This window comes from Asticcacaulis sp. EMRT-3 (assembly GCF_030027245.1).
In the GTDB taxonomy this organism is placed as follows: domain Bacteria; phylum Pseudomonadota; class Alphaproteobacteria; order Caulobacterales; family Caulobacteraceae; genus Asticcacaulis.
On the sequence record NZ_JASERT010000001.1, the window covers coordinates 1,104,795 to 1,126,221 of the forward strand.

General features: G+C 56.7%; 18 protein-coding genes and 1 pseudogene. 12 read left to right on the plus strand and 7 right to left on the minus strand.

From position 1 onward, the window contains the following. The first annotated feature begins 8 nt into the window (after positions 1–8). The 7 genes from QB905_RS05430 to QB905_RS05460 all read left to right on the plus strand — a co-directional run bounded on the left by QB905_RS05430 (position 9) and on the right by QB905_RS05460 (position 8,431). Entirely contained in the window at positions 9–2,390 is a 2,382-nt protein-coding gene (locus QB905_RS05430) for a copper-transporting P-type ATPase (protein WP_282973521.1), read from the plus strand. Positions 2,391–2,536: 146 nt separating this feature from the next. After that, positions 2,537–2,908, plus strand: a complete 372-nt coding sequence (locus QB905_RS05435; RefSeq protein ID WP_282973522.1) for a hypothetical protein — start codon at positions 2,537–2,539, stop codon at positions 2,906–2,908. Positions 2,909–3,014: 106 nt separating this feature from the next. Beyond that, positions 3,015–5,168 (plus strand): multicopper oxidase domain-containing protein, encoded by a 2,154-nt coding sequence (locus QB905_RS05440; RefSeq protein WP_282973523.1) that lies wholly within the window; start codon positions 3,015–3,017, stop codon positions 5,166–5,168. Further along, on the plus strand, positions 5,158–5,910 hold the full coding sequence (locus QB905_RS05445; protein WP_282973524.1) for a copper resistance protein B: 753 nt from the start codon (positions 5,158–5,160) through the stop codon (positions 5,908–5,910). The genes QB905_RS05440 and QB905_RS05445 overlap by 11 nt, the downstream gene beginning before the upstream one ends. A gap of 34 nt (positions 5,911–5,944) precedes the next feature. After that, positions 5,945–6,310, plus strand: a complete 366-nt coding sequence (gene copC, locus QB905_RS05450; RefSeq protein WP_282973525.1) for a copper homeostasis periplasmic binding protein CopC — start codon at positions 5,945–5,947, stop codon at positions 6,308–6,310. A 29-nt stretch (positions 6,311–6,339) separates the two neighbouring features. Next, the gene (copD, locus tag QB905_RS05455; RefSeq protein ID WP_282973526.1) at positions 6,340–7,263 is read left to right on the plus strand and encodes a copper homeostasis membrane protein CopD; all 924 of its coding nucleotides are present in this window, start codon (positions 6,340–6,342) and stop codon (positions 7,261–7,263) included. Between the two features lie 31 nt (positions 7,264–7,294). Further along, positions 7,295–8,431, plus strand: coding sequence for an acyltransferase family protein (locus tag QB905_RS05460; RefSeq protein WP_282973527.1), 1,137 nt, complete (start codon positions 7,295–7,297; stop codon positions 8,429–8,431). 151 nt (positions 8,432–8,582) lie between these two features. Here QB905_RS05460 and QB905_RS05465 read toward each other — a convergent pair whose 3' ends face one another. The 3 genes from QB905_RS05465 to QB905_RS05475 form a co-directional block, all read right to left on the minus strand. Further along, entirely contained in the window at positions 8,583–10,775 is a 2,193-nt protein-coding gene (locus QB905_RS05465) for a two-component system response regulator (RefSeq protein WP_282973528.1), read from the minus strand. A gap of 17 nt (positions 10,776–10,792) precedes the next feature. After that, on the minus strand, positions 10,793–13,021 hold the full coding sequence (locus QB905_RS05470) for an ATP-binding protein (protein ID WP_282973529.1): 2,229 nt from the start codon (positions 13,019–13,021) through the stop codon (positions 10,793–10,795). Positions 13,022–13,215: 194 nt separating this feature from the next. Further along, positions 13,216–13,806 carry a glycine zipper domain-containing protein gene (locus QB905_RS05475; RefSeq protein ID WP_282973530.1) on the minus strand — a complete coding sequence of 197 codons (591 nt, stop codon included), beginning with the start codon at positions 13,804–13,806 and terminating at the stop codon, positions 13,216–13,218. Between the two features lie 345 nt (positions 13,807–14,151). On the opposite strand from QB905_RS05475, the gene QB905_RS05480 reads away from it, so the two are divergent. The 4 genes and pseudogenes from QB905_RS05480 (at position 14,152) to QB905_RS05495 (ending at position 17,994) form a co-directional block, all read left to right on the plus strand. Then, positions 14,152–14,889, plus strand: coding sequence for a hypothetical protein (locus QB905_RS05480; protein WP_282973531.1), 738 nt, complete (start codon positions 14,152–14,154; stop codon positions 14,887–14,889). Between the two features lie 151 nt (positions 14,890–15,040). Next, positions 15,041–15,508, plus strand: a complete 468-nt coding sequence (locus QB905_RS05485; RefSeq protein ID WP_282973532.1) for a hypothetical protein — start codon at positions 15,041–15,043, stop codon at positions 15,506–15,508. A 168-nt stretch (positions 15,509–15,676) separates the two neighbouring features. Then, a pseudogene (locus QB905_RS05490) lies at positions 15,677–16,741 on the plus strand (transposase); the annotation flags it as partial. A 72-nt stretch (positions 16,742–16,813) separates the two neighbouring features. Beyond that, positions 16,814–17,994, plus strand: a protein-coding gene (locus QB905_RS05495) for an IS3 family transposase (protein ID WP_282973104.1) whose coding sequence is annotated in 2 segments (ribosomal slippage) — positions 16,814–17,108 and positions 17,108–17,994 — 1,182 coding nt in all. Because the reading frame shifts where the segments join, the coding sequence is not laid out codon by codon here. Here the strand turns inward: QB905_RS05495 and QB905_RS05500 are convergent. From QB905_RS05500 to QB905_RS15295, 4 genes are all read right to left on the minus strand, one after another. Continuing rightward, on the minus strand, positions 17,978–18,532 hold the full coding sequence (locus QB905_RS05500) for a hypothetical protein (RefSeq protein ID WP_282973533.1): 555 nt from the start codon (positions 18,530–18,532) through the stop codon (positions 17,978–17,980). The genes QB905_RS05495 and QB905_RS05500 overlap by 17 nt on opposite strands. Continuing rightward, positions 18,532–18,861 carry a VirB3 family type IV secretion system protein gene (locus QB905_RS05505; RefSeq protein WP_282973534.1) on the minus strand — a complete coding sequence of 110 codons (330 nt, stop codon included), beginning with the start codon at positions 18,859–18,861 and terminating at the stop codon, positions 18,532–18,534. The genes QB905_RS05500 and QB905_RS05505 overlap by 1 nt, the downstream gene beginning before the upstream one ends. Positions 18,862–18,863: 2 nt before the next feature. After that, entirely contained in the window at positions 18,864–19,172 is a 309-nt protein-coding gene (locus QB905_RS05510; protein ID WP_282973535.1) for a TrbC/VirB2 family protein, read from the minus strand. Between the two features lie 117 nt (positions 19,173–19,289). Continuing rightward, complete coding sequence (locus tag QB905_RS15295; protein ID WP_461781769.1) at positions 19,290–20,084, minus strand: lytic transglycosylase domain-containing protein; 795 nt, start codon at positions 20,082–20,084, stop codon at positions 19,290–19,292. 112 nt (positions 20,085–20,196) lie between these two features. Between QB905_RS15295 and QB905_RS05515 the strand changes: the two genes are divergently transcribed. After that, positions 20,197–21,396 carry an IS256 family transposase gene (locus QB905_RS05515; protein WP_282973536.1) on the plus strand — a complete coding sequence of 400 codons (1,200 nt, stop codon included), beginning with the start codon at positions 20,197–20,199 and terminating at the stop codon, positions 21,394–21,396. Positions 21,397–21,427: the final 31 nt, after the last annotated feature.

Sequence of the window (21,427 nt, forward strand, 5' to 3'; positions counted from 1 at the left end):
AGGCCAACATGGCCGACGAACTTAATGCAAACGCCTTGTGCTGCCATTCTGGCAAAACGGAGACCGCGCCTTTGCCGCAGGACGTCGGAACGACAACGGCTGAAAAGCGCTATACGTGCCCCATGCATCCGGACGTTCATCAGTCAGGACCAGGGCAGTGCCCAAAATGTGGCATGAACCTTGTACCTGAAGCGGCTGACTCGACAGATCAGGCGACGCCCGACTGTTGCCACGGTGAGCACAATCATGGGGTAGCCAACCCAAAACACGCCCCTAACACCGGCGGTAAGGTCAGTTATACCTGTCCGATGCATCCACAGATCCATGAAGACAAGCCTGGCGCCTGTCCGATCTGCGGCATGGCCTTGGAGCCTGAGACCGTAGCCCTGGAAGATCACGGCAATCCCGAACTCAAAGATATGACCCTCAGATTCTGGGTGGCTGCGGCCTTGAGCCTGCCGGTATTCATCCTGGCCATGGGCGAACATCTGCCTATGCTATCGCGTCTCATCCCACATCAGAGTTCCGTCTATATCCAGATGGTTCTGGCGACACCTGTAGTTTTATGGGCGGGCGCGCCCTTCTTTGCCCGCGGCTGGATCTCGATCATCACCCGAAACCTCAACATGTTCACCCTGATCGCCTTGGGCACGGGTGTGTCGTGGGCGTACAGCATGGTTGCCGCTCTGCTACCCGACCTCCTGCCCGCATCGGACATGGGATTTCCGCCCGTCTATTTTGAAGCGGCCGCCGTCGTCACGGCGCTGGTTCTTCTAGGCCAGGTTTTGGAATTGAAAGCCCGCTCGCAAACGGGAGATGCTATCAAGGCCCTGCTACGATTGGCCCCAACAACGGCGACACGTATAAAGTCAGATGGCAGCGATGAAACCGTGCCGCTCGAAGACGTGCAGGTCGAAGATCATTTGCGCGTGCGACCTGGCGAAAAAGTGCCGGTCGATGGCGAGATCATTGAAGGGCAAAGCCATATCGATGAATCCATGGTGACTGGCGAAGCTATGCCAGTGGCCAAGGCTGTCGGGGCCAAGGTCACAGGCGCCACGCTCAATCAGGCCGGCAGTTTCGTTATGAAGGTCACGCGAGTGGGCGGCGATACTCTTCTGGCCCAGATCGTCCATATGGTTAGCAAGGCTCAGCGCTCACGCGCACCGATCCAACGCGTTGCTGACACGGTTTCGGGTTATTTTGTACCCATCGTAGTCGGCATTGCGGTGCTGACAGCCATCATCTGGTTTGTTTTTGGCCCTGAGCCGAAATTCGCCTATGCCCTGCTTAATGCCATCGCCGTCCTGATCATTGCCTGTCCCTGCGCGCTTGGGCTGGCTACACCCATGTCGATCATGGCGGGCACGGGTCGTGCGGCGCGCGCAGGCATTCTGATCCGTGATGCCGCCGCCCTTGAAGCCTTCCAGACGGTCGACACGCTCGTTTTCGACAAGACCGGCACGCTCACCGAAGGCAAGCCGCGCCTGATCGAGATCAAGGCGCTTGCAGGGTTTGACGCAGACCGGCTGCTGGCGCTTAGCGCCTCGCTGGAAGGCTCCAGCGAACACCCGTTGGCGATAGCTATCATCAACGGCGCCAAGGACAAGAAAATAAGCCTGTTCAAAGCAGAAGACTTTGCCTCGATTACCGGAAAGGGTGTCACCGGCAAGATAGATGGCGCGGTGACGGCTCTGGGTAATGCCGCCCTCCTGAAGGATCTCGGCGCGGATGAAGCTGCGCTTAGTAACCTGTCTAAAGCCTATCGTGACGCCGGACAGACCGTCATCTATGTCGCCATCGAGAAAAAAGCTGCTGGCATCATCGTTGTCGCCGACCCGATCAAGGCGACGACACCAGAAGCGCTCAAGGCGCTCAAGGCACAGGGCCTGCGTCTGGTCATGCTGACCGGCGACAATGCGGCAACCGCTCAGGCGGTCGCTAAGCAACTCGGTCTTGATGAGGTCAAGGCGGACGTGCCGCCCGAGGGTAAGGCAGAAGTCGTGCAAAACCTGATCAAAGAAGGCCGTAAAGTCGCCATGGCGGGCGACGGCGTCAACGATGCGCCTGCCCTGGCATCGGCTACAGTTGGCATTGCCATGGGTAACGGCACAGATATTGCCATGGAAAGTGCTGGCATTACCCTGATCAAGGGCGACCTGTTAGGCGTGGTTCATGCCCGGATTTTGAGTCGGGCCGTGATGAACAACATCCGCCAGAATCTGTTCTTTGCCTTCTTTTATAACGCGCTTGGTGTGCCGGTCGCTGCGGGGGTTTTATATCCATTCTTCGGAATATTGCTGTCGCCGATTATCGCAAGTGCTGCCATGTCGTTCAGTTCCGTATCTGTCATCGTCAATGCCTTGCGAATTCGAAACGTGAAACTCTGACGCCGCCCGTAATGCCTCAACGAAAGGCGCATTGACTTGAATACCTACCGGGGGTATACGCCGCCCTATAACGAGTTCTCATTTAATTTTTTAACAAAGATCGCGTTATCTGGCGTTTCATGACTAAGGTTTGGACAAGATTGCTGATGGGACTGGTGTTCGTCTTCGTGACGATTACCTCGCCTCTGCATGCCACAGCCATGTCGCTAGGCCAGGCGCATGTTCCTGGGGCGGCTCAAGCTGCTTCAATGCCCGGCATGAGCGCTGAATGTGCCAAAGCCATGGCAGCGCAAGCCGCGAAGGACAGCCCGTCAAAAAAGGCGGCGGGTCATATGGGCGGCGGCTGTTGCTCGAACGGCTGTAGCTGTCCACTTAGCCATTGCCCGGCGACACCGTCATTGCTGACTTATCTTCTTCCGGCCGTCTTCCAGATGGAGACGTCTTCGCTGGATGGGCAGAGCGCGCAAGCTCTGCCCTCCTATCTCGCCGACACGCTGAAACGGCCACCGCGAGCCTAATCCTGAAATCGTGACCTTGCTGTGCGCCTATGGGCGCCGCATTCCCAAGCTTCTTTGCACCCTCATCATCGGTGGCGAAGTGTGTCTTCTCTCAGGATTTACAATCATGAACCGCCTATTATCGCTGGTGTTCGGTCTGCTGGCTCTGGCTTTATGGCCATCGCTCACTCAGGCCGCACCGGTCCACCATGTTCAGGAATATAACCTCACCATCGCCCGCCAGATGGTTGAGGTTGCAGGCAAGCCTCGCAGCCGCATCACCGTCAATGGCACCAGTCCCGGCCCCGTTCTGCGCTTCACCGATGGCGATGACGCCATCATTCACGTCACCAATACCATGAGTGAGGACTCGTCGATTCACTGGCACGGACTGCTGGTGCCTGCGTCTCAGGATGGGGTTCCAGGCTTCAACGGCTTTGACGGCATACGGCCCGGCCAGACCTTCACCTATCACTTCCATATCAAGCAATCGGGCACATACTGGTATCACGCCCACTCTATGGGGCAGGAGCAGGATGGCCTGTTCGGTGCCATCGTCATCGCTCCGGCACCCGGATCGCAGGACGCGGCCGAGGATGTGAAATCAGACCGCGATTACACCGTCGTTCTGTCAGACGAGAGCCTTGAGCCCGCCCGCTCTATCGAGGCTCACCTTAAAATGTCCTCGGACTATTACGCCTATCATCGCCGTACCCTGGGCGACTTCTTCTCCGAGGTCGGCAAGATGGGCCTCGGCAAGGCGCTCAAAAAAGCAGGCCAGTGGGGCAGGATGAATATGAGCCCCAATGACCTCGCTGATGTTGAGGGCTATATCTTCATTGTCAATGGCGAAAGCCCCACTCAGAATTGGACCGGCCTTTTCAAGCCGGGCGAAAAGGTGCGCCTTCGCTTCATCAATGCCGCCTCCATGACCATGTATGATGTGCGCATTCCCGGTCTGAAAATGACGGTGGTTGCCGCCGATGGTCAACCGGTCGAACCGGTCAGCATCGATGAGTTCCGCATCGGCAATGCCGAAACCTATGATGTCATCGTCGAACCAAAGGACGACAAGGCCTACACGATCGCAGCCGAACCGATCGACCGCACGGGTTTTGCCATCGGCACCCTGGCGCCGCGTGACGGTATGAAGGGCGACATGCCCGCTCAGCGTCCGCGTTCCATCCTCACCATGTCCGATATGAATATGAGCATGATGATGATGGAAGACCCGAAAATGGACATGTCGGCCATGGACGGACCGAGCGGCTGGGCCGATGCCCATGCGCCCGAAGGTACCAAGATCCTCAGCTACAATGATCTCATCTATCGCGACACGCAGGGAGATACCCGCGAACCGACACGCGAAATCACCGTTCATCTCGACGGCAATATGGAACGCTATGTCTGGACGATCAACGGCAAGACGTTCGATCCGAATGTCGGCATCCATGTCGCCTACAACGAACGCGTCCGCCTGATCCTGGTGAATGACAGCATGATGGCGCACCCGATGCACCTTCACGGCATGTTCGTTCAGTTGGAAAATGGCCAGCCCATGGACAAGCTACCGAACAAGCACACCGTTATTGTGCCTCCCGGACAAACCGTATCAGTAATCCTGACGGCTGATAATGAAGGCACCTGGGCGTTCCATTGCCACCTCATGTACCACATGCTGTCCGGCATGATGACCGACCTCGTCGTCGAAAAGCCGGGCGCCCCACCTCCCGCGTCCATGCCGTCTGCCACAGGGGACATGAAGGGTATGAGCGGCATGTCCGGAATGGATATGGGCAAGTCACCCACGTCCGGCACGTCGGGCGATATGAAGGGCATGGACATGAGTCAGTCCGCCAGCCCTTCCGCGCCACTCACCAAACCCAATGACATGAGCGGGATGCAGATGCCAACGCCAGACGCAAAAGCAGCCGAACCAAGCGGAGCCACGGGTTCGGCCATGCCGGGCATGGATATGGGCGCCAACGACCAAGGCCCGCCACCTGGCCCTCCCATGGTCATGACCGCGCCGGACGCCAAGCCGACGACGTCTACGCCTGACGCCATGAACGGCATGGCTGGAATGGACATGAGCAAGAAGCCGGCAGCCAAGGCGCCTCCTCCAAAGAAAAAGGTGGCAGCCGTCAAAAAGAAGGGTGCGCCCGAACCCAAGCCCGCCCCAATGAAGATGGACGGCATGAACATGGGCGGCATGAACATAGGCGGCATGGATATGAGTGGGTCTGTAACCACCAGCAAGGAGGCTTCCCATGCGCACTAATCTGAAATTCGCAGCCCTTGCCGCACTCGGTCTCGGCCTTGTGGCGGCCTCGGCCCATGCCGATCAGCCCGCTGCCCTCGATGCCGTGGCCAATATGCACAAACCCGGCCTCCATCACATGTTCACGCTGGAAACCGACCTCTCACAACACAACGGCCTGACCACCGGCGCTTGGGACTTCGACGGCTGGGCGGGTGGCGATACCAATCGTTTATGGCTGAAGAGCGAAGGCGAAATCACCGACGGCAAAACTGACAAAGGCGAACTGTGGGCGCTCTATGGCCGTCATGTCGCAACCTATTGGGATGCGCAGGTCGGCGTCCGGGCGGATTTAAAACCCGACGTTCCCGGCGGAAAGGCGCATACCTTCCTCGCCGCGGGTATGACGGGTATGGCTCCCTATTTCTTCGATACCGAGGCCCACGTCTTCTTGCGAGACGACGGCGCAATATCTGGTCGTCTGCGCTATGAAAATCACTGGCTGATCACCCAGCGCCTCATCATGAGGCCACGGTTTGAGATGAATGTAAACAGTAGGAAGGACGCCGTTGAAGGTCTCGGAATCGGCCTCACCGATGCCAGCATCGGCGTACAGACTCGCTATGAAATCCGCCGCGAATTCGCCCCCTATGTCGATCTGACCTATCGGCAAAAGTTCGGCAAGACCGCCGATTACGCCCGTCTGCGCGGCGAAAAGCCATCGGACACTCGGCTAAGCTTCGGCATCCGGTGGATGTTCTAAACCTCAAACCATCCCAAACCCTAAGGAGACTAAAATGAAAAAACTTAACCTGTTCCTCGCTACCGCAACCCTGATGGCCGCAGCCCTCGTCGCCAACGTGGCTGACGCCCATGCCAAGCTGCAAAGTGCCATGCCGGCCGCCAGCTCGACGGTGACCTCGCCCACGTCGATCATGCTGCACTTCAATGAAAAGCTGGCGCCCAAGCTGTCTGGCTTTGACGTCAGCATGGGCGACGGCATGAAGGTCGATGTCGCGCCGGTCGTCGATTCCAGCGGCATGATGCTCACCGCGCCCGTCAAAGGCAAGCTGATGGCCGGCACCTACAAGGTCTCGTGGCACGCCGTGACAACCGACGACGGTCACCGCACGACCGGCGAATTCACCTTTAGTGTAAAGTAGATTTGGCACCGTAAAGTAGGACGACCAACATGTGGGCGGTAAGTATCGCGAGGTTTGTGCAATATGCCGGGACAACCGGCCTGTTCGGGGCTACCTTGTTCTATCTCACGCTTCTTCCGCCTGAGGGTAACGCGTCGGCCAGCGCTCTTCGCTGGCCGAAGCCCCTCCTCGTTGGCAGCAGTCTGCTCCTGTTCTTAGGCGCCTTATTGTCACTGGCTGCCCAGGCCGCCACGATGAACGGTATCGCGTTCGACAAACTCGACGTCCCGTCTGTGTCAGTCGTCCTGACCGACACCCAGTGGGGCCATGCCATCGCCGCACGCATTGCCTTGAGCTTCGTCACGTTTCTGACCGTCATAATCATGAAGCCGTCACATCGCCTGTGGCAGGTAACATGCCTATTGGGCGTAGTTCTTCTCGCCAGCTTCGCCTGGACCGGCCATGGCGCCTCGACTGAGGGAGCCGGCGGCTTGGTCCATCTGATCGCCGACATTGCGCACATGATCGCAGCCGGTGTGTGGCTGGGCGCGTTGACCGCATTCCTGGCCTTGCTCTGTTTCCCCAAGGCTCAGGACCTGGAACAGCAAACCGCACTATTCAATGCCTTGAAGAATTTCTCCGGCACCGGCTCTGCCCTTGTCGGGGTGCTGATCATTTCGGGCTTGGTCAACAGCTATTTCCTCATTGGGCTCTCCCATGCCGGACAGATTTTCCAGTCGACCTACGGCATCCTGCTCACGGTCAAGCTCGTCGTATTCGCCGCCATGCTGGTCCTCGCTGGCCTGAACCGGTTCAGGCTAACGCCCGATCTTGAAACCTCGCTCGCAGCCAATGACACGACCAGCGCGATCGCGGCCCTTATGCGGAGCCTTGTCCTGGAATCACTGGCGGGCCTCGCCGTTCTCGCGCTGGTCGCCGCCTTCGGCATGATGGAACCGCCGTCTGCACTCTAACAACGCTTAAAAAGGTCTTCGGGGGCCAGATATGACGCCAAATACGACGAATGACAACGAGGTCGCCATCAGCCGACCACAGGATTTACGGCCGCTCACGAGCCTGCGTTTTTTCGCGGCGATGTGGGTAGTGGCCTATCATTTTTGGCCAGACCTCCAGCCTGTGCGGCCGGATTTCGTCGCCAAGGGTTATCTCGGCGTCGATCTCTTCTTTGTCTTGTCGGGATTTATTCTCAGCCATGTCTATCTGGAAAACTTCAGGGCCAAGCGCTTCGGCTATCGCGATTTCCTCTGGGCACGTCTGGCGCGTATCTATCCGATGCACATCACCATTATTGCGGGCCTTGGCGTGCTAATAGGCGGTCTGGCGCTGGTGGGTGTGCATGCGGGTGACAAGCTGATCATCTGGTCTTCCTTGCCCGCCCACCTGACCCTGACCCAAGCCTGGGGTTTGGCGCCACATGGCGGCTGGAACCACCCTTCATGGTCGATTTCCGCCGAGTGGTTTGCCTATATAACCTTTCCCGCTTTCGCCACGGCAGCCGTCGCGCTGTGGGCAAGACCTTTCGTAGCCGTCGGCCTCGCCGTTTTACTTCTCGCAGCCCTCTACCTTGTCTTTCCCATGCTGGCAGGCTTTCAGCTTACGGAAGCGACGATATTCTGGGGTGCGCTGCGTATCGTGCCCTGCTTTGCACTCGGCTGCGCCATGTGGCTCGTTTGGCGATCAGGACGGATAAGGTCCGCGCCAACGGCTCTGATGCTCGCCGCCGCTGGCATGATCGGTCTGGTCGCGAACATCCTGCTTCACGCGCCTGATCTGATCACGGTTCTATTCTGTGCAACTCTGATCCTCGGTCTGGGTTTAGCGGCGCGAGCCGGTTCCTCGATTTTGTCGCAGGCTTGGCTGGTTTATCTCGGCGAGGTCAGTTTTGCCATCTACATGATCTGCATTCCGTGGCAGTTAGTCTATGTCGAGGGCCTCCAAAGGGTCACTAATATAAATCCCGATGCCATGCCCATCTGGCTTTGGGCGGGACTGGTTGCGGGCGTTATTCCGGCGGCGATAGTTCTTCATCACCTCATCGAACTGCCTGCCCGGCACTACATGCGCATGCTTCAATTTACGAAGAACCGGCCACTCTCGCCCCCGCATACCCCCATCGACTGATTTTGCTGTGCACACCGAATGGCGTAGGTCGTCTAGCGATTGCGCTTAAAGCGTCGCCCGCGCATTGCTCGATGGCCCGATCCGGCCCGGTTTACCGCAATAAATTTAACGACATGCGCGCTAACAAACAATGCCGAAAATGTAACACGTGTCACGTCATAGATCCTGATGCAGATGTGACCTGACGCAAACCCGTGGCCTGCGTCTTCGCAAAATCAACTATGTGACTCTTTTGAGCTAACAAAGCCGGTACGGCCAGAGCATCAATCGCTTTGCTGAAGAGAAAACCCTGAATCTCGGCACATTGCTCATCACGAAGGTGTTCAAGCTGTGCTTGAGTCTCAACACCCTCAGCGACGCAATCAAGGCCTAACTGACGTGCCAGCTCGAGGATACTATGCACGATAGCGGCAGTGCTTTGATCATGGATAATGTCGCGCACGAAAGATCGATCGATTTTTATCCGATCAAGGGGAAAACGTTTCAAATAGGCGAGCGACGACCACCCCGTGCCAAAATCATCAAGCGACAGCCTCACCCCCATGGCCTTCAATTCGTCCATGACACGAAGCGTTAGGTCGGTATCATCCAGCGTCAGGCTTTCGGTGAGTTCAAGCTCAAGCCATTCAGGTGCAAGGCCAGACTCGTCTAGCGCTTCGCGCACATTGCGTACAATATCACCTCTATAGAACTGTTGTGCGGACAGATTGACAGCCATCCGAACTTTCGGCAGGCCAAGAGCCTGCCAAGCGGCATTTTGCGCACATGCTGTCCTTAGCACCCAGCGGCCAACCTCGACCATCCGACCATGCTCTTCAAGCAAGGGAATGAAAAGACCGGGTTCGATCATGCCTTCCGTCGGATGGTTCCACCTGAGCAAAGCTTCGAATCCGCTTATGCTTGAATTTTGGACTTGGATTTGTGGTTGATAATGCAGCACAAACTCACCACGTTCGCACGCGCCATGTAGATCATTGGAAAGGGCATACCAGCGTTCAGCCGCCATGGTGAGATCATGAGTGAACAATCGGTACGTTCCGCGCCCCTTCTTTTTTGCGTGATACATCGCAGTGTCGGCAGCCTGGAGAAGGGCCGCTGGATTATCACCGTCGCCTGGAAAAAGGCTGATGCCAATGCTTGTGCCGACATGAAGGTTGTGACCATTAATTTGAAAGACCGGCTTCAACGCTTCCATTATGCGTCCGGCCAAGGCCTCGGCGTCTTCCGCCCCGCTCAGCCCGCAAGCTGCAATGACAAACTCATCACCCCCGAGACGAGCCGGCGTGTCACCTTCACGAAGCACACTGCGTAGCCTTTGCGAAACTTCTTCCAGTAAGTTGTCACCAACGAAATGTCCCAAGCTATCATTTATATGCTTGAAATGGTCAAGGTCGAGAAGCAAGATGCCAACCTGCGTTTTGTCCCGGCGAGCATGGGCAATCGCTTGGGTAAGTCTGTCCACTAGGAGCGTGCGATTGGGTAATCCTGTTAACGCGTCATGCATGGCCAGATAACTGACACGAGCCTCAGCTTCCTTCCGCAATCCAATGTCGCGAAGAGTACATTGCGCTAATACACGATTGTTGGCACGGTAGGTTGTTCCGAGGACTTCGACACAGACTGTGCTGCCATCGGCCTTCTGCCAGAACCATTCGTCCCATTTCACTTTACCATCTTTGCGCAAGGCTTCAGCGATGGCTCTGCCACCACCCATCGCTTGGAATGCCGGAATTTCGTGCAAACCGCTGCCACGGATATCCTTTGCAGACCCGCCGAGCATTCGCCCGCACTGGGCGTTTAGATCGTGGACAGTGTTCGATTCGCAATCAATCACCAAAATTCCGTCACCGGCGGTTTCAAAGAGGCGGCGATGGCGCACTTCGGATTCACTAAGTGAGGCCTCAACGAGATGTCGGGCGGCAATTTCTTTTTCCAGTTCGGCATTCCGTGCAGATAGATCTAATTGCGATCTGCGCAACGTAATGTGTGTCCGTACGCGAGCCAGTAGTTCTTCGACCTGAAACGGCTTACTGATATAGTCGACGCCGCCAGCTGAGAAGCCTGTAACTTTGCTATCCACGTCATTCAGTGCCGTCATGAAGATAACGGGGATATCCCGTGTATAAGTTTGCGCCTTCAATCGACGACAGGTTTCAAACCCGTCCAAGCCAGGCATCATCACGTCGAGCAAGATGATATCCGGATACGCGAAACACACGCGCTCCAGGGCCTCTAAGCCACCAAGGGCAACAAGGACTTCATAGCCATGCAGTTCAAGGTGGTCAACCAGTACCCCTAAGTTGGTTGGGTTATCGTCAACAACGAGAATACGCGCTTGTTCCATTACTGTACTCGACACCGCTACGCGGCGTCCCTTTCCTGAGCATGCTGCTCAATCAACCGCAGAACGGCAGGGGTCTGATAAGCGGCTGCCAATGCGTCAAGGCGCTCGGCAAAGGCTTGATACTGAGTGCCAGAGGCCATGATGGTAGGCACCTCTTTGCGAATACCTCGCATATTTCCGCTCCGCGCAAAGGCGAGGAGTCGGTCCATTATTTCGCCGGACGGAGCGGACAGTTCCACGACAATATTTTGTTCAGCCGGGGCATTCTCGTGAGCCAATAACAACTTAGTCACACAGATGTTGAGGCTGTCCAGAATGACCGGCTTTTGTAGCACTTGGTCGGCACCAGCGGCCATCGCTTCGGTTTGAGCGTCTGCGGATGTTGAGGCGGTGATGGCAATCACCGGAATCAAAGCTGTCGCCTCGATGCTCCGGAGACGACGTATCAAGTCGAGGCCGTCACGTGCGGGCATGTTGATATCGATAAGCACCAAATCGGGCCGGTTACGTTCTGTAAGAGCAAGCGCATCGAGACAATCCCCAGCCTCCCGAATTTGAAAGCCTTGCGTTTCGAGGGCTACCCGATACAGTGATCGATTTGTCTCTGCGGGATCCACTATAAGTATTTGGTAATCCCGGTGCGCCAACCTCGCCGTCTGCGTCGCTGTACCGCGCGCCGTAAGCGGGAACGATGCTTCAACAGTAAAACAGCTACCGCAACCGAATGTACTCTCGACCCGGATATTCCCGCTCATCATTTGCACGATCTGGTGCGTAATGCTGAGGCCAAGCCCAGTGCCGCCGCTACGGTCAATGGCATTGCCGGCTTGCTCGAATGGGCGGAAGACGCGATCAATCTGGTCGGCTCGAATGCCTATTCCGCTATCGGTGATGGCGAAGCGAAGGCGAACATTAGCGTCTTCTATCAGAACAACTGAGACCTCCAGCCGCACTTCGCCAGCTGCCGTAAACTTAATCGCATTGCCAAGCAGATTGATCAGGACTTGGCGAATACGCTTCTGATCGGCGACAATATCTTGTGGAACATCATCAGAAACATCGACAGTAAAGTGCAGCCCTTTTTCCTCAGCGCGAAGGCGGATCATTTGAGCAACTGTTTGGACACATGCCCGTATATCGACCGGACCGGAAAGCAGTTCCATCTTGCCTGCCTCAACCTTTGCCAAGTCGAGAACATCATTGATAACTGTCAGCAGGTGTTCGCCGCTATGCTCGATCGTATTCGCGGCCGATAGTCGTTGTTCAGACGTGAGCTCACCAATTTTCAAAAGTTGGGCGTAACCGAGAATGGCGTTCAGCGGCGTCCTTAGCTCATGGCTCATATTCGCAAGGAATTGCGACTTAGCGAGACTGGCGGCCTCTGCAGCGGCGCGAGCGGAAGCCAAAGCTTCGCTTTCCTTCGTTTGCTGGCGCTGGCGAGCTTCATAACCGCGCCGCAAGCCCAGAAAGCGATAAACTAGAAACGCACCCGTCAATACTAACCAGGCACCCAATATGACAAGGTACCATTGCTTCGTCGAAATGGAGACACCTTCGAATTTGATGCTATGAACCGAGATATCAAAATCGCCTAAAGGCGCGTTGTCACCCGAACTGACGGCAACGGCTACCACATTATCAAACAGCGGTTTTGCTTCCTCCGGCGTCAGTTTGTTGCTAGCGATCCACCAACCCTCAATGGCCAGTTGATCCTTCCTCAGATGAATCACGTTTTCGCCGTTGACGACATTGAACTCAGTTACCAGCGACATATCAGTATCACCCGTCACCTTGGCGCGAAGTGTTGCTGGAAGTTTGTTTTTCAGCATCAGCTTCAGGTGATCGCCCTTGCCGTGGTAGTTGAGGCGAATGGTTATGTCCTGAAAATGTCTAAAATCCAGCCCCTTGGCGTCCGGGGTTGCGCCAAAATAGAGGCCATATCCGCAATAGGGATAGGCAAACCCCGCCCGAAGAGTACAGGACCAGGTAAGTGTGTGTCCCGCCTCGACAGTTGTGGTAGACTTGCCGCCATTATCCTTGTCGCTAAAAACATACGGATAATATCGACTGGATAGAGGCGTGATGTCGAGAGTCTTGTCAGTGACCGCGCCCTGACCCAATACCGCTGCAAAGGTCAAGGCGATAAGCAGAAAGATAGCTGCCTCTACCTTCAAATTGGTATAATGAAACCACGATCTCGTCTCACGCCGTTGAGATTTAGCCTCGGGGGAAACCACTGGAGCCATTACCAGATGTGGCACAGCAACCAAACTAGTATGACTTGACGAAGTTGGGTCTTCAGCCGATGTATGCGAAGATTTTGACAAATTCGTTCTCTTACTCACACTAGGAATATTCTGGCACCCTCGCAACCAACGACGGGAATTCATCCTAGCCCGGATTAGTTATTAAGAGGTTTCCATTAGAAATTCCCGCTGCCTTACCAGGCGTTGGCTTCTTCGCCATCATCGTGGCGGCGATCGCCATAGCTGCGGCCATAGCCATTGCCCCCGCGAAAGCGTGTGGTCTCAACATAACGGCGTTGCGAATAGCCGCCATAATAGGCCGACGTCTGGGTGTATGTGCGTTCGCGATAGACCGTTTCGCGCGGCGGCGCGGCGTCATAGCCTCGGTCAGCATAACCGCGATTGCTATAACCACGGTCACCATAACCGCCACCGGCGGAGCCATTGTCATAGCCGCCATTGCCGTAGTCCTGGCGGTAATCAGTACGGTTCGAGGTATAGCGGCATTGGGTGGCCTCGCGAGCGACGTTGGAGCCGACCGCCGCCCCAAGGAAGGCGCCGATAAGGGTGCCGGCGCCCTTGCTGTGGTGGCTGCTGACACCGTTACCGACGGCTGCGCCGGCCAGGGCGCCGAGAATAGCGCCGTCAGTGCGGTTGGCCTTCATGTGATCGTAGCAGCTTTGTGCCGAGGCGAGGCTCGGGACCACCAAGCTGGCCGCGGCCAGGGCCGCGACGGACAGGGTGACGATTTTCAGGTTCATGGTCTTGGTCAGAAAGGTGGTCATTCGTGTATTTCCCGAAGTTCGCAGCGCGGCGTCCATCGTCGCGTTTCATGGGAACATGTATAGCTGCGGCGATATGAACGGGATTTGAGCAACACGTTCATACTGGTTCATCCGAGCGTTCAGTCATCGCGACTTCGACCGCCTCGCCGGCGATAGAGGCGATAGAGGCGATAGATGGTCGCAATGATTTTATTCGGCGATTCCTTGGATCAGCGATACGTTGGCGCGTAGCGCGGTGATGACGGCAGAGTCAGGAGATGCAGCAGATACCTTAACAATCGTTCATCGAGGGTTCACGAAGTGAGCGTTACGGACGGCTTGAAGTCAACGTTTGGGAGTACCGCAATGCCCTTGGTGAAATTTCGTCAGTTCGGCGACAGGCCTGCACCGCAACCGATAAAAATTACTGTGCCGGGTTGGGCGGGAACGAAAGTGTCGCGCGCCGATGGAAATCACGAACAGCCCTGGCATTGCATCCCGTTCTCAGAAAGCGCGCGCTACGGTCTGGAGTTGGTCTATCCATACGACACCGAACTTCGAGTTACGACGAAAGACGACCGCGTGCATCTGGAGGCCGACTGGGGAGAACCGCCTGAGTCCATGGCGGTCTGGCCGCCGTTTCGCACTTTCGGAGACGATTACTATTCCTATCAGCTATCGCTCGACCTGGACGTCCCGCCGGGGTTCGCCGTTCGCACGGAACCACACCCGCGCTATTTTACGGACCCTACCTACTCAACGCCCCTGGCGGTCCCGGCCCTGATTCGAAGCGAATGGTGGCCGATGATCTTCTTCTGCATTTTCCGAGCGCCACCTCCGGGCGTCACCCATGTGTTTCGGAAGAGTGAACCCTTTATGGCCTTTATAATATTGCCGGTCGACCCGCACCTGACTCTGGAACCAATGGACACTGAAACGGCCGCGCAGCGCGAAATGCGCAGCCGCCGTCTGGCCGCCAGCCGCGATAAGCTGGCTGAGGGCACACGATGGACGTCCGACACTCACACGATCTTCGATGGCACCTATCGTAACCTCGCCAGAGCTGCACGTGGCAAGACCAAGGATTCCGGCAGCGACGAATAGATCGTTGCCCGATTGTGATGCCAGATGAACCCCGCATGAACAGGCGCTTCAGCAAACACGTATATGAGATCTGCTAGAATTGAGCGTCGTATGTCGGGAGGGCTCCGGGGTCCCGCAGGCGAGCTTATTGGGTCAATAGAGGACAGCATCCATGACTGCAAAAACCATCTGGCTTGGCAGTGCGGCGGCGGCGGCATTCCTGGTGGGGATCTCCGCTGCAGGCTTTGCCACGGCCAATCCCATCCCTCCAGCGACGAGCTACGCTGATTTACTTGAACCGGTGCCAGACGCAAGGTTACGCTTGGCAGCAGACGACACTATGAGACTGCAAGGCGCGCATCTGCTCCGCACCCAGTATTGGGTCGACCGCCAAGACCAGGATCATCACCATCACCATCATCACCATCATTCGGGGCAATGGTACCGCGACAACGGCTACTCCTGGGACGGCGGTGCTTGGGTGCTGGTTCCAGAATACAACCGGTACCATCACCACCATCACTCATGGCAATGGTACAATGATAATGGATACTACTGGAACGGATGGTCATGGACGCGGCGGGTCGACCGCGATCACCACCATCATCACAATTACCATCATCACAACAACCGTTGGTGACGGATCACCGTCGGAATGGAAAAAATCAGAAGGCGGGAGGGGAGCGCTTCCCGCCTGACCTTTGGAACGGCTACGCACGCCGATTCAACCCGAAATGAACCTGACGCTGCTTTTGACAGCGCACAAGCAGTCTGTCGGATTTAGGCGAACTGGTATAGTGTCTTGGTCATGGCAAACTTCATCAACAGTGATCGTACCCAAGCCTTTTTACTTCCTCCAGACCTTCGGGATTGACTGCCGGAAGACGATTTGGCGCATTTCGTAATCGCGGCATCGGAACGGGTTGACCTGTCACATTTCAAGATCAACGACCGTGGGTCCGGGAAGGCGCAGTACCACCCGCGAATGATGTTGGCGCTTTTGATCTATGGTTACGCCAACGGTATTTTCTCGTCTCGTCGGCTTGAGCGCGCAACGCACCGTGACATAGGGGTGCGCTTTGTCGCCGCGAACACGCATCCCGATCACGATACGATTGCTGCGTTTCGCCGCGAGAACGCAGTGGCGTTCGAGCGGGCGTTTTTGCAGGTTTTGTTGCTGGCGAAAGAGGCGGGTCTTCTGAAGGTGGGTACGGTTTCGATCGATGGTACCAAGATCGACGCCAATGCTTCGAAGATTCGTTCCGTTCGGTATGACCGGGCTCTGGTTTTGCGCGACAAGCTGAAAGCGGACATCGCCGAACTGATGGCTCAGGCTGAAGCCGCCGATGCCTGCGACGCTCCCGATCCGCAAGCCTTGCCTGCCGAGATTGCCCGTCGTGAGGCGTTAAAGTCCAAGCTGGATGCCGCCTGCGCCCGGCTTGAAGCCCAGGCTCAGGAAGAGGCCAAGGCCGAGCGTGCGGCTTACGAGACCAGGAAAGCCCAATACGATGCCAAGAAGGGGCGGCGTGGCAAGCCTCCCGTTCCGCCCGACGACGATGCGCCCCCACCACCCGAATGGCAGACCAATCTGACCGATCCGGATTCGGCGCTTATGCGCAAATCCAAACATCATGAATATCGCCAGGCTTATAATGCCCAAGCCGTCGTATGTGCTGACGGAACTCAGCTCATTCTCGCAACCGAAGTTGCCACCACGCCTTCGGATCAACCCACCTTTGTCGACACCATCCAAGCCATGCGCACGGGGATCGGCCTGCCGACAACCGTGCTGGCCGACGCAGGCTTTGCCAGTGGCCCGGCCGTTGCCGCCATTGAGGCCATGAAGGTTGAAGCTTTGGTCGCCATTGCCAGAACACAGCCCCAAAGTGGACTTGCCCGGAAAAAGTGGAGAGCGAACTTCTAAAATTTGCTAGGAGTTTGATCCATGAAGGACGAGAAGAAAACATTAGGCGGGCGTGGTCGCCATGCTGGTGTGACGCCGGAGTTCCGTGCTGAGGCTGTGCGTCTTGTTGAGACGAGTGGCCGATCTGTTGCCGCAATTGCAGAAGATCTGGGTATTGGAAAATCGACGCTGACGCGCTGGCTGACGCAACATCGGGAGGCCGATCTTTTGTCGGGGCCGCACTCAGACGTCAGCAAGGAGCTGGCGCGGCTTCGCAAAGAGAATGAGATTTTGCGCCAGGAGCGCGACCTTCTAAAAAAAGCAGCCGCCTTCTTCGCGCGGGAGACCACGAAATGATATTTCGGGTCATCGATGCGGAGAAGGCCACCGTTCCTGTCCGCCGCAGTTGCGCCCTGTTCGGCGTCAGCATGAGCGGCTTTTACGCCTGGAAGGGCCGTGCGCCCAGCCGTCGTCAGAAGGATGACCTGGTGCTTCTGGCGCATATCCGGTCGCAGTTCGCCACGTCGCATGAAACCTATGGCAGCCCGCGTATGACGGTCGAATTGCAGGAAGACGGCGTCGAGGTCGGGCGCCATCGCGTTGCCCGTCTGATGCGCGACAACGGTTTGAAGGCCTTGCAGACAAGGCGTTATAAGAAAACGACCGACAGCCATCATGGCGGGCCTGTGGCGCCCAATATTCTGGATCAGGACTTTGAGGCGTCAGCGCCTGACCAGAAATGGGGTGTCGATATCAGCTATATCTGGACGGCGGAGGGTTGGCTTTACCTGGCGATCGTGCTCGATCTTTATTCCCGCCGGATTATCGGCTGGTCGGTCAGCGACCGGTTGAAGAAGGATCTTGCCCTCAATGCCCTGCAACGCGCCATCGCCATACGCAGACCGCCGCGTGGCGTTATTCACCACTCCGACCGCGGCAGCCAATATTGTTCCGAGGCCTACCAAAAGCTCTTGACGGGCCGAGGCTTTATCCTGTCCATGTCGGGCAAGGGCAACTGTTATGACAATGCGATGGTCGAGACGGTGTTCAAGACCATCAAATCCGAGCTGATATGGCGGACGGCCTACAGATCCCGCCAGCAGGCAGAAGCCGAGATATCCCAATATATCGACGGCTTCTACAACCCACGCCGAAGGCATTCCGCCTTAGGCTATATGAGTCCCATCCAGTTCGAGAGCACCGCTCTCAAGCTGGCTGCCTAAAACCCGGTTCGCTCTCCACTTTTTCCGGGCAAGTCCACTTGGCGGCATCGTCGAGCGCTGCCAGCGCCTCGTTCTCAGCGGCCCGAATGTCTGACACTGTCCGGCTCCCGACAGATTTGAAAAACCTACCCATTCGGGTAGGGACCGGGCGATAGATCAGCGTAATATAGAGCTCGGTGCGCATCTGGCGGTGGGTGTCGAAAGAGGCGTAATAGCGCGCGTTCAAATCGTCGCAAAAGGCGTTGCCATATTGGCCATTCAACCGTTCACGGACCGTCCGACGGATCTTGTGCGACCAGATGGCAAAGCTTCCACCGCCAAGTGACCTCAGAAAGTTATTGAGCCCTTCCTTGCGAACGTGAATGTCTTCGGGATCGACGGTCTCAAAGGGAATGCCGTCCAGTCGCCAGGTCGCAATATAGTCACCTGTCCGTCGCAGTTTGACGACATCAGCCGTGATATGCATACCCATAGGCACGAATTCCGAGGAGGAGATTTCGTCGCCAGCGGCAGCCTTGAGGTTCGATCGGTCTCGCATCAGGATTTCCGCTTCTTGTAGGCTAAGGGTGCAAAGCTCAAAGCATCCCAACGACGGCGCCCTGCCCCATGGCGATGACGCATGCGCGCCCGCATCAAAAGCTGGTGAAGACGTTGATCGTCCTTACGCGTCACCTGCCGCATGACGACGACGATGGTCACATAGGTAAGGCCGATAAATAGACTGACGACAGGGCTGATCAGGTACATCAGCCAGCCGCCCGCCAGCAGACAGACCCCCGTAACCATGAGAAAAGGCATCATCGGCACACCCAGAAACATCGGAGGGCGCGTACAGCCTTTGAAAATGGGATCGCGGAAGTCGTCCATGATCAGTTGATCAGCCAGCCCGCAATTTCAGCAGCGCCGCCGACCAGCACGCCGCCGATGACGATGTTCGAGATTTCCGACCACTTGGCGTGCTGAAAGATCATCTTGTAGCCAGCCCAGGCGATCGCGATCGTAAAGGCCACGACGCCAATACCAAGCAATGCGGTCTGAACGTTTTGCATGACCGACGTCAGCTTAGTGAGCTGCGCAAAGGCCGGAGATACCGACAAGGTCGAAATAGAGGTAACCATAAGGGCGACACGACCAGTGGGCCGTGACAGAAGTGTTTTCAGGAATTTGATAGGTGACATAGGGTCTCTCAGCGTTTTTTATTGCGTGTTTTCGGGTAAGGCGCGGACAAGGCTCGACCTTGCGGCGGATGCTGGGTGCATCTCCGCTGTGAGGCTTGGGTTGTTTCGATGTTTAAGTCAGAACAAAAGTGCCGATGTCTTCGGTGGATCCGCCGTTTTTGAAATCGAAACGACGCCCCCCGCGGGCAGAGTTCGGCCATGCCTGCGGACGGATACCGACAAGGCACGTGTAGGCGTGGAGGTAATCCTGGTTGAGCCGCCCCCTCCCCTCGCCGCTTCGATCTTTGCGACATAGCCAAGCCTATAGCCGCTCGTCAGATTGCCGGTGTAGTAGCAACTGAAAGCGTCGCGTAACGCGCGCTGTGGATCAGGCATCGATCTTGTAGCGGAGCGGAAACAATCGGCAAGGATTTCACTGCCGGAGCGAAGGTTTTGACAGGGATCAAATGCGGTCTCGACAGTCAGATTGTGACTGGCCAGATTCTTCTTATTCACCTGGGTTATGCCAAGGCTGTAATTATAGCCTTTAGCTTCGAGCGCCCTCACTGTGGCTATCGCTTCGGACTTCGAAGTCGGCTGCCGCGATAAACGGCCGTTAACGACCCCAATCGCGTACGGGTTGAAGCTGGACTCAACGCTGACAAGCCGCTGCAGTGTGGTGGGATGAACACTGGGCGCACATAGATGTGCTAACTCTAGAAATTCCAAGACCTTAGCCCCCATTTGAAACCGCTTGGAGCTCGGTTTCGTCTGGCAGGTTATTAGCGGAAAATTTTGGAACAGGTAAAGTGCTAACGGAATGCGAGTACTAAGTGTTAACAGATTTTGCAAAAACCATCGTGATTGGTTCAGAAGGCGAACCAATCGGTCGTGTCCCAGCGAGTGGTGTAACTGGGTAAGAGCGTAGCGCATGGCTCGCCGCCCATTCAAAAGGGCAAAGCGAGCCTTAGCGTAGCGGGTTGGTCATCAGTGATTTTCGGATAGGTTTGGGTTGCGACACTCATTCCAGAACGAAAGAACACCGATGACCGACGATATGATGGCCCTGAAAGGGCTTGTTGAAAAGACCTCAGACAGCGATTTGTTGCGCGACATGATCAGCTTCACGGCTGAACGCTTGATGGCATTGGAAGTGAGCGGCATGACCGGTGCCGGCTACCATGAGAAAACCGGCGACCGGCTGGTCCAGCGCAACGGCTATCGTGACCGAGACTGGGAAACACGCGCAGGCACGGTCGAGCTTCGGATCCCGAAGCTTCGTAAAGGCAGTTACTTCCCGGGTTTCCTGGAGCCCAGGCGCATGGCCGAGAAGGCACTGACGGCTGTGATCCAGGAGGCTTACGTTCAGGGTATCTCGACGCGCTCTGTCGATGATCTGGTCAAGGCGATGGGGATGAGCGGCATCTCCAAGAGTCAGGTCAGTCGGCTGTGCGAAGAGATCGATGACCGTGTGAAGGCTTTCCTGAACCGCCCCATTGAAGGGGAATGGCCATACATCTGGATTGACGCTACGTATCTGAAGGTGCGCCGGGGCGGCCGTATCGTCTCGGTCGCCGTCATCATCTGCGTTGGCGTCAACAGCGACGGCAGGCGTGAAGTGCTGGGCATGGAGGTCGGCACCTCGGAAGCCGAACCGATCTGGGCAGAGTTCCTGCGCAACCTGACACGCCGGGGCCTGCGTGGTGTCAAACTTGTGGTCTCTGATGCCCACATCGGGATCAAGGGTGCCGTCTCCAAGGTTCTCAACGCCACCTGGCAGCGCTGCCGTGTTCACTTCATGCGCAATGTCTGCGCCCATGCCGGCAAGAGCGGGCGACGCGTCGTCTCTGCCTTCATCGGCACGGCCTTCGCCCAGGAGACGGCGGAAACGGCGAGTACCCAATGGCGAAACGTCGCCGACCAGCTCAGGCCCAAAATGCCAAAGCTGGCCACGATCATGGACGAGGCTGAGCACGATGTCCTGGCCTATATGACCTTCCCGAAGGAACACCGCATCAAGCTGCACTCAACCAACCCCATTGAACGGCTCAATGGCGAAATCAAGCGTCGCTGCGATGTCGTGGGCATCTTCCCAAACGACGATGCCATCACCAGACTGGTCGGCGCCATCTTGCTCGAACAGAACGATGAATGGGCGGTTCAGCGCGGGCGCTACATTACCCTTGAAACCATCGCACAACTCAGCGATGATCCGCTTATCAGCATGCCCGCCGTGGCAAACTGATAAAAGCCCGGACCTGTCCGGAAGTCATTGA